7 protein-coding genes are annotated in these 11,084 nt (G+C 47.3%); 6 read left to right on the forward strand and 1 reads right to left on the reverse strand.

Going from position 1 to position 11,084, the window contains the following annotated elements:
- The 5 genes from OU814_RS07965 to OU814_RS07985 are packed head-to-tail and all read left to right on the forward strand — an operon-like array spanning position 1 to position 8,183.
- Complete coding sequence (locus OU814_RS07965) at positions 1-1,002, forward strand: phage tail protein (protein ID WP_268181745.1); 1,002 nt, start codon at positions 1-3, stop codon at positions 1,000-1,002.
- Complete coding sequence (locus OU814_RS07970) at positions 962-2,299, forward strand: hypothetical protein (RefSeq protein ID WP_268181747.1); 1,338 nt, start codon at positions 962-964, stop codon at positions 2,297-2,299. Before OU814_RS07965 ends, OU814_RS07970 begins: the two co-directional genes overlap by 41 nt.
- Positions 2,292-3,353, forward strand: a complete 1,062-nt coding sequence (locus OU814_RS07975) for a c-type heme family protein (RefSeq protein ID WP_268181749.1) — start codon at positions 2,292-2,294, stop codon at positions 3,351-3,353. The genes OU814_RS07970 and OU814_RS07975 overlap by 8 nt, the downstream gene beginning before the upstream one ends.
- A gap of 17 nt (positions 3,354-3,370) precedes the next feature.
- The gene (locus OU814_RS07980; protein WP_268181751.1) at positions 3,371-5,509 is read left to right on the forward strand and encodes a hypothetical protein; all 2,139 of its coding nucleotides are present in this window, start codon (positions 3,371-3,373) and stop codon (positions 5,507-5,509) included.
- Positions 5,502-8,183 carry a COG1470 family protein gene (locus OU814_RS07985; RefSeq protein ID WP_268181753.1) on the forward strand — a complete coding sequence of 894 codons (2,682 nt, stop codon included), beginning with the start codon at positions 5,502-5,504 and terminating at the stop codon, positions 8,181-8,183. The genes OU814_RS07980 and OU814_RS07985 overlap by 8 nt, the downstream gene beginning before the upstream one ends.
- A 67-nt stretch (positions 8,184-8,250) precedes the next feature.
- Here OU814_RS07985 and OU814_RS07990 read toward each other — a convergent pair whose 3' ends face one another.
- The gene (locus tag OU814_RS07990; RefSeq protein WP_017289452.1) at positions 8,251-8,460 is read right to left on the reverse strand and encodes a Nif11-like leader peptide family natural product precursor; all 210 of its coding nucleotides are present in this window, start codon (positions 8,458-8,460) and stop codon (positions 8,251-8,253) included.
- Positions 8,461-8,642: 182 nt separating this feature from the next.
- On the opposite strand from OU814_RS07990, the gene OU814_RS07995 reads away from it, so the two are divergent.
- The gene (locus OU814_RS07995) at positions 8,643-10,919 is read left to right on the forward strand and encodes a substrate-binding domain-containing protein (protein WP_268181756.1); all 2,277 of its coding nucleotides are present in this window, start codon (positions 8,643-8,645) and stop codon (positions 10,917-10,919) included.
- Positions 10,920-11,084: the final 165 nt, after the last annotated feature.

Consider the following 11,084-nt stretch of genomic DNA (forward strand, 5'->3'; position numbering starts at 1 on the left):
ATGCGTTCTAGTTCAACTCTCAGTGTCAATCTCACTCCCATGCAAACGCCAGATTCGGCGCGATCGCAAGGCTCAATTCCTCAGTTGCTCCTTCGCCCAGGTGAGCCGAGTGAGCTAGTTGTACAAGTCAGAAATACTGGCTCAGAGCCGATGCAAGTCTCTCTACAGGTGGAAGGGAATTTTCCGCAAGACTGGTGCTGGGTAGGAATGGAAGGCTCAGAGATCTTGCCGCATCAAACGATGGATGCCGTGCTTTATTTTCGAGTGCCTGCGGACTTTTTTGAAGCTGCTGAAGCATTGCGCGATCGACCTCATCTCAACATCAATTACCAAGGTAGAATCTGCGTTCATGCTTCAGAGATTGAAACCGCAGACTTTCAGCTTTTTCTGCGTCCTCGCAGTTTGTACCTTGATTTTTTGCCTGCGATTTATCGAGAAATCGATTTTGTGGGGCGCTTTCTCAAAATCTTTGAAGAAACCTTTGAACCTGCGGTACAGAGCCTAGATGCGCTCTGGGCTTACCTCGATCCGCTGACGGCTCCAAAAGCTCTGCTGCCTTTTCTCTCGCACTGGGTCGCTTGGTCAGCAGAATCTCAGATGAGCTTAGATCAGCAGCGGCGATTGATTCGGAATGCAATGCAGATCTACCGATGGCGAGGCACAAGACGAGGATTAAGGTTTTATTTACACCTCGCTACAGGCTTACCACTCGATGAGCATCTCGCTGAAGAGGCAAAGCACATTAGTATCTTTGAGCTTTATCAGCGGGGATTTGTGTTGGGTACAACGCATTTAACCGAAGATGCCATTCTTGGAGGAGGTCGTCCGTTTCATTTCTGTGTCAAATTGCGTCCAGACCCAGATTTTCCGATCGATGAAGCGCTAGTAAGACGGGTGATTGAGCAAGAAAAACCTGCGTTTTGCACCTACGATTTTTGGATTGAACCCCGGAGCCAGACCCATGACGATGCCTTTTCTTCAGCGATCGCTACAACCCTTTGAGCGGCTGCAAATTTCAGACGGATTGTTAATCACGGCAAAACGCTGGCAGCAGGCGCATTCCTATCATCGTCAGCGGCAAAATCTCCTCCATCAATCTGTGCATAGTCCTGGGATCGTCTGGGGACTCGGAGTTTCTGTGATTCGTGCGCCGGAGACGATCTCGTCACAATACCGCGATGGTCGTTGGGTACAGATTCAGCCGGGGCTAGCGATCGATAATTTTGGCAATCCGATTGTTGTACCTGCGCCGATTGAGTTTCGTATTGCTTCAGAGGCTTCTGCTAAGCAACCGGTTGAAGTCTTTCTGATGTTACGCTATGTCGATCCTGATAAATTACAAGCGCTACCGGAACAAGAAACGATTCAAGAAACATTTCGGATTGATGAAACAGTGACTCTGCCGCAAGTCGATGAGATTGAACTCTGTCGAATTTGCTTAGCTCCGGGCCGTCATCAACTCAAACCAGCAGAAAATGTGATGTTTCCCGGGTTGAATGAACTTGACTTGCGCTTCCGTCCTGCGGCGCACGTCCGGCAAACAGAATGGGTCGAGGTGGGATGCTTTTCTGCTTCCGCAACCGCGCAGTTTCGAGCCTTACTGCAAAGCGCGATCGCACTTTATCCCAAAATGGCTGGACGGGTTGAACATCTGGCATTTCCCCTCAATTCCTCTGTGACAAAATACCATCTGTTGTATCTGACAAAAGCTCAATTTCTTGCGTTAGATGAGGCTTCGATGCGTGGATTGCTAAGCGCGATCGCGCAAGGCACAACAATCATAGTAGCGGAATCGTTGAAAGGATCAGCGATCGCCGAATTACAGACGGTTCGGCAACAACTCACGGATGCTTTGCTGGAAACTTCTGAATCTGAGGAAACGTATCTAGCAGTACAATGCGAACTGTCTGCTGTTACAGAGCAACTTCAGGAATATTTACAGCAACAGCACGCAGAACTAAGCTTTCACTGCCATCAGTTGGGGATTGCAATCAGTCAGGCAGAATTGCTTTCATCCCGTCATCCGTTGAAGACAGAACCTTTCTTATTTTCTCAGTTTCCGACGCTAAGACAACAGCCGATTACGCTGTTAAATTCACAAGGATTGATTCATCTACTAGGTGACTTAAGTGTGGCTTGGGATGGCGAAGTGCCATTTTCCAGGGAAGCCGTGCGAACTTCGCAAGAATTAGGAATTAACGTGTTGCATTTTGCTTGGCAAAGGAAGCAGCGAACTACATTACAGGCAAGTACCGCCGCTCCAGAGCAATCTTCTCAATTCGTGCAAACTTATGCTTAATAAATTCCGACTTCAATTTAAATTTACGCTGTTGCTGAGTGTTCTGTTTCTGGCGAGTACTGGCTTAAGTGCCTTATTGATCTCAGGGCAAGTTCAAGACCGTGCCTCTCAGCAAGTTGTCGATCGAGCCATGACCTTAATGGAGACTATTAGCTCGGTGCGGGATTACACCTCGCAGAAAATCCAGCCCCTTCTGGCTGAGAAAATTGAAACAAAAGAGGAATTTGTCGCAGAATCGGTTCCGGCTTATTCAGCCCGCGAAGTGTTTGAGAGATTGCGACAGAAGATGGGTTACGAGGACTTTTTCTACAAAGAAGCAGCTTTGAATCCGACGAATCTTCGCGATCTCGCGAATGAATTTGAAACCTCATTAGTTGAGCGGTTTCGCCAGCAGCAAGATATTCCAAAACTGTTTGGGTTTCAAACCATCGCAGGCAAGCAGCTATTTTATGTCTCACGACCTCTGAGAATGACTGATCCAAGTTGCTTGCGGTGTCATAGTACCCCTGATGCTGCTCCGAAAAGTCATCTCAAAACTTATGGGAATGAGCGTGGATTTAACTGGAAATTGAACGATGTCGTCGCAGCGCAGACCCTCTACATGCCGAGCGATCGCATTGTGCAAAGTTATCAGCACCAATTTTTGATCGCGTTTGGCGCTTTTGTCGGGATCTTTGCGCTGATCATTTTGGTGTTGAATCTGCTGCTGACACGATCAGTGATTCAGCCGTTGCATCCGATCGCCAAAATTGCGAATGCGCTCAATCAGGAAAATGCTGATATCAAAGACGAAGATTTACAGAAACTCAATCGTTTTATTCAGCGTAGGGATGAAATGGGGCAATTAGCCCGCTCATTTCGACATTTAGCCACGTCGATCTGGGCGCGAGAAACTTCTCTAAAACAGCAGCTCGAAATGCTCCATCAGGAAGTTCTCAATGCTCGATCGCCAGATGAAACCGTCGGAACTCAATCACAAGTTCAGGCATTGCTGGCAAAAGCAAAAGTGATTCGGTCTGCGCTCAAGGTCAATTCAACCCATTCTCAGTCCTAACCTATCCGCCCTAACTCATGTTAAAAGAACTGATTAAAACTCAGGTTTCCACGAAAGAAATTGCCTTTAAGCCGGGTGGTGATCCAGTTGCTTTTGAAGTCAGTGTGCTGAATCATAGTTCCCAGTTTGCGACTTTTCAACTGGAAATACTAGCAGCAGGGGTGGATGAAGTCGATCATCACTGGTATCGGTTGTCGCCAGAGGTTTGTAGTAAAACACCACCCGGCGATCGCACAGTTTTCCAAGTCAAAATTCTCAAAAATCCGATTCCAGGATTTGTTGGACAAGTGAATCTTACAGTTCGGGTTTTCTCGCTCGATCTGGCAACCGAGACGAAACAATCAATACGCTTGACTCTAGAACAAGGTTCTGAAGCTGTCCCCTTGGTGGTTGATCTGCTTTTAAACAAGATTCAAACTTATTCGGGTGATTTAATTGAGCTTTTAGTCCGCACGGATAATCCTGGGCAGGTGCCTGTCCGTGCGACGCTGCGCTTGCACGGATTAGCTCCAGAATGGTTTGCTCATGGCGTGGAGCAAACCATTCAAGTCCAGCCTGGACGGACATTAGAATCTATCTTTCTCTGTCAGCCTCCGGTCGAAACTGCTCAAAGTCAGGTGTATCCGTTCCAGGTCGAAGCGGAGATCGAAAATGGTGTGAGTAGCAGCGATTCAGGCACGCTTGAGATTTTACCGACAGGTGCGGCTGATTTTCGCTGTACAGTTCGTCAGCAAAAGATTCCCTTACACTTCCTCGAATTTTTCCAACGGACTGGAACTGCGACTTATCGACTAGAGCTAGAAAATGCAACGAATGTGTCTCAAGATGCTCATATTGAAGTAGATTCTGGCTTTGTTACTTCTGATGAGATTGAAGTTCTTCCAAAGCTAGCTGAACTTCATCCCTATGAAACTCAGCAGTTTCAACTGATAGTTAAAAAACGTCGATCGTGGATCGGACGAACTCAATCTGGAATGCTATCTGTTCGAGCAGTGTGCTCAGACGCTCGGATTAGAACTCAAAACGAATTGCAAGCTTTGGAGTTGAAAGTTGCTCCGATGATTTCGGTGTGGTGGCTTTCTGCGATCGCATTTTTTACAATCCCTGTTCCGCTCTGGATTTCTTCTTGTTACAATCCCCACAATCCGCGCTGTGGGCATTCAGGAGCCGTTGCCTCAGTTCAGTTTAATGGCACCGCAGAACAGGCGATTTCAGGCTCGATTGATCAATCACTTAGACGCTGGTTGACTGCCGGATTCTTTAATCCGCTTGTGTCCCAAGAAATGGGCATTGTTTCAAAAACCAGCCAGGCAGTTCGAGTGATCCGCTATCAACCGATCGACAATAATCGCATTGCCGCAGGTCTAGAAAACGGGGAGATTCAACTGATCAATCTGCTCAAACAGAATTCTGCGCCCGATAGTATCTTTAGGCTAGGAGCGGGCGATCGCGTTTTTGATCTGAGATTTAGCAACGATTCTCAATACCTATTCAGTGGTCATGGCAGTGGAGCCGTTGCACAATGGAAACTGAGTAGTGCGAGTCTGAATACCAAGCCTGAACAAACCTTAACGGTCAATTTTGCGGTTTCTGCTTTAGCGTTAGTCGGAGAGCAACAATTAGCGATCGCGGGACGATTCAATCGCTTAGAACTTTGGAATTGGAGCCGTAAACAACATAAGCCCATTCGCTACCCGGTTGCAGGGGGGCAAAACCAATATATTCAAAGCCTAGCAAGCGCGAAAGCAAAACCTAATCTCATGGCATCTGCCGATAATCAAGGAACGATTACGCTTTGGAACCTGAAGGAATGCCTTGATTCGCAGCAGCCCTGTCAAGTCCTCGAACAGTGGTCAGATGGGCATGGTGGGCAACCAGTCCGCAGTGTCGCCTTGAGTCCCAATGGTTGCTATCTTGCGAGTGCTGGTGCAGATGGCACAGCAAAGCTATGGGCACTTTCGCCGAATGGTCATCGGGCTGAACATCCTGACTCTGGCAAAGTCATCCAAAAGTCGTTGCGATCGACCGCCGGGATTGAGAGTGTGGATGTGGCGATTGTGAAAGATCAGGTGTTGGTGCTGAGTGGAGGTGCAGATACTCAGGTGCAGATGGATCAAGTGAACCGATTTAAGAATTTGGAGTGCGATCGTGATTAGTGCTGCGAAACATCCTAGCTTAGAAGAACTCTTGCAGTTGCCAATTCACCAACGTCGCCTAGTGAATTGGCTGATGCGTCATTCGGGTTCGACACTCTCGGAAATTGCCACAGCTTTGGGAGGGCAGCGGGCTGAAATTCAGCAAGAGTTAGAGGCTCTGATTGCACAGGGATTTTTGCAAGAAACCCGTTTTGCAGGTCAATCTCTGTATAGCTCTAATTTGCAGCCTATTCGCGATCAGGATGCTCATACTGATCAAAATCTACCGATCTCTAAGCCATTAGTTGCGATCGTCAATTCGTCGGGTCACGATACGGTCATTCCAGGCGCTTCTTTTACGCTAGATGTCAGCATTCGCAACCAAGGCGATCATCACGCCATCATTGATGTGTCTCTAGAAGAGATGGCTCCAGAACTTGCAGCGTGGTGTCTCAGTCCGCAAGAATCTCTAGCACTCGGGGCACAGCAGGCAGGAGATGTGTCTTTTGAATTTCACATTCCGACGGCAGCATTTCCAGCGACGTATAGTTATACGATCGTGGTTGATGCACTTCAGCATTACCCAGAGTTTCCAGCGATTCAGTGCCAGCAGAAGCTAGAAGTCTTAGCAGCAGTTCAAGCAAGCGCGAGTGCGAGTGATCCGACCTTTGCAATTCAACCTGCGACGAGTGTAACTCAGCCTGCGATCATACAGCCTGGCGCGGCACTGCAAGTGCAAATCATGGTGCAAAATCGCTCTGATCGCGTCGATCGATTTCGATTTGTCTGCAATGACTTGCCGCAAGCCTGGTGGAAAGTCATTTATCCGCAGGCAGTTCAACTTTCTGGATTTCTTTTAGAATCAGACTGTCTCAATCTAAATCCAGGCGAGCAAGATCAAATTCTACTGATTGTGACTCCGCCTCTGACTGCAACCGCAGGCAATTATATTCCAACGCTGCAAATCAAATCTGATAACTATTCCGATCTTTCATTCGTTGATCTGCTCTACTTGCAGATTACCCCTGTCTACTCACTTCAGGCTGAACTGCGGACACTGAGCAATCGCATTAAGCAACAAAATGGATTGTTCCAGGTTCGCTTAACGAATCAAGGAAATACTCAACGTCAACTTACGATTCATGCACAGGAAGTTGACGCGCAAGCAGTCTGTAACTATATTTTAGACTCTCCAACCGTTGAGCTAGCGGCTCATAGTACGGCAACGTTAGATTTGCGAGTCCAGCCTAAACAAGGGTGGCGCAGACCTTTGGTCGGTGGCGGGCAGGTCATCAATTTTAACGTCAACTTTCAGGATGAGCAGAAACATCCGATCATGCCCGAAACGACTCCTGGGCTGGTGATTTGGGAAGCTCGCCCATTTTGGCAAATTTTACCTCTGATTTTGGCAGGAGTCTTAGGGGTTGGAGCGATCGCATATCTTCTCTGGTTTTTTCTCATCCGCACTCCCGAATCTCCAAAAATCGTAGACTTTGCTCCGGAAGATACACAGTACGCAGCCCTAAGCAGCGATGTCGTGCACCTCACTTGGCGAATTCGTGAACCGCATCGAATTCAGTCGCTCAAGCTCGTCGGCTTAACTACCGATGGCAAGCCTGCAACGCTGCCAACGGTTTATGATTTTAGTCGTGGGCTACCCGATGTGCTGAAACCAGTCTGTACGATGCAAGTGGATTGGTTAGTCTGCCGGAATGTTCGCACAAATGCGCGCAAAGCCGGGGAGTATGTGTTTGAATTGACGATCGAGCCGAAACCGTTTCGCAATGCGACTGGAGAGAGTAAGAAAACGCCTCCTGTCAAGATTGAACCGATGCCGACGGCTCAGATTGTAAGTTTCGCTTCGACACAGCCGATCTATCAGGAGGTTCCGAAATTTGATCCAAGCGATCCAAAAGTTAAAAATCAACCCAAGTTAGAGCCTGCTGAAGTACGGTTAAATTGGGCGATCGCGAATCCTGCTCAATTGCAAACGCTGCAATGGATTGGACGTACGGCAGATGGAGCCGTGGTGAGTCCAGCTCAATCTTTTGATTTTAGTCAAGGTGTGCCTGAACCGCTGAAACCTTTTTGTAAGCTGGATGCTCAGTTAGTTTGCCAGGCAGTTAAAACGGGACTAGGCAAACCTGGAGACTATATTTTTGAACTAACGACGATTTCTAAGACGGGAGAAGTTTCTCAGCCCCGTAAAAGTGAATTGGTTAAACTTCTACCGAAGCCCCCTCGAATTCTGAGTTTGAAGCTCAATGGACAGGAAGCACAGCCGAAATATGTTGTTGCGATCGTTCCAGGTCAGCCGAATTTAATGGTGTCTCTGGCGTGGAAAATTGATACGAGTGCAGGAAGTAAAGTTGAACTCCTGCCTACACCTGGCAGTATTCCACCGGAAGGATCGGTGACTTTGCCACTGGCAGCTAAACCCGGAAATCTGATGTTCACATTGCAGGTTACTAGCCCGACGGGGCAGCAGGTTGTCAGAGCGATCCAAGTTGAAATGTTCGATCCGAATGCACAAGATCCAGCAGCAGTGGCAGCAGCAGCAGCGACAGCCGCCTTATCTGCAAAGCAAGCGGAAGCAGGTACGTCGGATGAGAACGGAGGAAATAGCTTGCTTCCCGTTCCTTCTATACCTGATATACTCTCTCCTTTGGAAGCTCCGCCTGAATTTGGGCAGTAAAAACTTAGCTTCTGGCGGAATTTGGAGCGATACAAATTCTACCAGAAGCATCAACGCAATAGTTTGACTAGATTCCTGGAATCTCTGAGACGTGGCTTTTCAATTCTTCTACTGAAAAGCGCACGACTTCTTGCCATTCCTCAGTCGTAAATTCATAACCTCGCTCACCCGCAAGTTTGACAAAGGTATCGACATCCGGTGCTGTATTCAACTCATCTCGCAAACTTGGATTCATTTGCGCTGCCCGAAATAGCTTGACTACTTGTTCCTTTGCCATGATTGACTCCATTTGCTAAAACTGCACGGATTGTTCTCGATCGAGTGCTTTGACAATCTTATTTCAGCAATCCAAAACTGCAACAAACTTTTTCTACGTAATGCTATCGTTGATGATCTTTCAACATACATCTACCCTTCAGATCGAGATTGTATGTTTCTTCTTAAGTAGGTATCGGGCGAATGCTGCCGATCATTTCTTCTATCCAACAACGAATTTTCAATTCCTACTTCCGGCAGTCTCCCGCTGAACTCCGCCAAGCTAGATTTGATCGGCTCTACACAGTGGCTCTGTTCCGCCCTGATCTCGATGCAATTCGATCTCAATGGTTCCCGCCCGAATCCGTTCAACCTGAACTGGATAAATCTAGCAGTCATTCGATTTTTGATTCAATTTATCAACAGTATCGCTGCACTCAAGGTGATCCGCTCCGCTGTCGAGAAACCTCCAAAACCTTGCACTGCGAAACCTGCAAATTCCCCACTCAACTGCCTCAACAATCCCGTATTGCAGGCCAATTGGGTCAATATCAAATCGAACATTGGATCGATCGACAAGGCATGGCGAGAGTCTATGCTGCTACCCAAACTGAGACGAAGCAGGCGATCGCATTAAAAGAATATATTTTCCCCGATCAATACTTCAATTCAACAGATCGCTACCGTCAGAAAGATACTTTCAAACGGCTGTCAGGATTAACTCTAGCAGATGGACGCTCCCAAGATGCTCGATTCCTCTGCCCGATTGAAACAATTGCCGACCCAACGACCGAACGCTGTTATTTAATTTTCGACGATCGCTATCATTTCCCAACGCTAAAAGCGTATTTATCAGAAACAGGTGCCATGCCTGCAAAGTTAGTACAGCAAATCCTGAATCAGATTCTACAAACGCTGGAACTGCTTCATGTACAACGATTTCGTCTTCCGGCTGGACAACTTCAAGCTGGAATGGCTCATGGTAATTTACGGCTCGATACTATTCGAGTTGCTCAGCAAGACGATTCACTCGGGCTGATACCGCCGACTTCACACGCATCTCCCACACTGTTTCTCTATCTTTCAGATCTAGCATTATGGGAAGATTTGAGTGTTCCGCCATTCATTAAGCTTCCGCCTCGAACGGTTGCGAGTGACTTAGTTGCAGTTGGACAAATTGGATTTTATCTTCTTCTCGGTGGACAGTTTGATGCCGCCGGAAAGCCATTTGATCCTGGTTCTCCAGAGCATTGGATGAATGTAGAACCAGCTTTTAAGCACTGGCTATTACGATCGCTCGAAATTGAATCTCCGTTTGAAAGTGCTGCGATCGCGCGTCAAGCTCTACTGGATTTAGCTTCAGAACAACAGGTTGCCAAAGCTTCGGCTCAACTTGCTCCTGAGCCAAAAGATCGAATGCCAAAATGGGTGCTTCCTCTGCTTGGACTGGTGGGCGTGATGGCGCTAGGTGTGATGGCTTGGCGATTTTTGCCCAAAGCAGAATCAGCGGCAACTCAGTCTCCTGAAGCGCCTGCTCCTTGCTGTATCAATGCGGTTAGCATCCCACAAGGACAGTTCAAATATACCGCAGTCAAAAATGGAACTTGGAGCTATGTCCTGCAACAGCCTGATCTGATTGAGCAGGGTCAAACGCTAGAAGCAAAATTAAAAGCTGCTCAACCTAAATTGCAATTAGCATTAGAGCTATCCGATTCGATCGATCAAGCAGTTCAAAAAGTTCAGGCAAGAACAGTAGATTTTGCGATCGCGCCTCTTCCTCCGAACCAATCCGCAGACTTAGAGTATCAAGCGATCGCTTATGACGGATTAGCGGTCGTCGTTGCTTTTAGCTATGTTGAACGTCAGCAAGGGCTACCTAGTCAATTAAACGGGCAGCTTCATCTTGATCAGTTAAAACAGATTTATCAAGCGAGAGTGAGTAACTGGCAGGAGCTTGGCGGATCTGCCTTACCGATTAAACTCTATGCTCCAACCGATGTAGAAGCCGTTCAGCTTTTTGAGAATCGAGTGTTGCAAGGTAAAAAACTTCCGAGCCAAGACGCAATTTCGGGTCAAGGCGTAACTCAACAGTCGCATTTTCCAATGTTGCGATCGATTCTCCGGGATTTTGAGGAAGGCAGAACTGGAGGAATTGGATTTGCGCCTTTGAGTAAAGTATTTGGACAATGTGCGGTTTATCCCTTAGCTATTCAAACCAAAGAGCACAAAGCGATCCAATTGCTCAAGCTTCCTCAAGAGCCAATTCGTCCAAGTACGGATTTGTGCAATCAAAAGGGAAGCTATTCGGCAAATCGCGAAGTGATGCGATCGCAACAGTATCCGCTGACTTATCCAATCGTGGTGATTTACTCGAAAGACAACGATCGATCAAAGATAGGTGCAAAATTCGCGGAAATTCTGAAGACTCAGGAAGGACAGAAATTACTCGCTCAAACAGGTCTAGTGCCATTACAAGATTAAAATTGTTGCCCGATTGCAGGTGGAAAACCATTTGCAGTCGGGCAACAATTTGGCGATAGGAGAGTTGCTTTGAAAGTAGAAGAGTGTAGTTGTTTGCAAGTTATCAATTTGCTCTTTTTGACCCACAAACATATGACTCGCAAACTCTAACGTCACGTGGTCAAG

It is taken from the genome of Leptolyngbya sp. GGD (assembly GCF_026735145.1).
Lineage (GTDB): Bacteria > Cyanobacteriota > Cyanobacteriia > Leptolyngbyales > Leptolyngbyaceae > Leptolyngbya > Leptolyngbya boryana.

Bases quoted from the DNA above. Each gene is read 5' to 3' on its own strand.
- OU814_RS07965 (WP_268181745.1), top strand. From the start codon at position 1: ATGCGTTCTAGTTCAACTCTCAGTGTCAATCTCACTCCCATGCAAACG.
- OU814_RS07995 (WP_268181756.1), top strand. From the start codon at position 8,643: ATGCTGCCGATCATTTCTTCTATCCAACAACGAATTTTCAATTCCTAC.
- OU814_RS07975 (WP_268181749.1), top strand. From the start codon at position 2,292: ATGCTTAATAAATTCCGACTTCAATTTAAATTTACGCTGTTGCTGAGT.
- OU814_RS07980 (WP_268181751.1), top strand. From the start codon at position 3,371: ATGTTAAAAGAACTGATTAAAACTCAGGTTTCCACGAAAGAAATTGCC.
- OU814_RS07990 (WP_017289452.1), bottom strand. From the start codon at position 8,460: ATGGCAAAGGAACAAGTAGTCAAGCTATTTCGGGCAGCGCAAATGAAT.
- OU814_RS07970 (WP_268181747.1), top strand. From the start codon at position 962: ATGACGATGCCTTTTCTTCAGCGATCGCTACAACCCTTTGAGCGGCTG.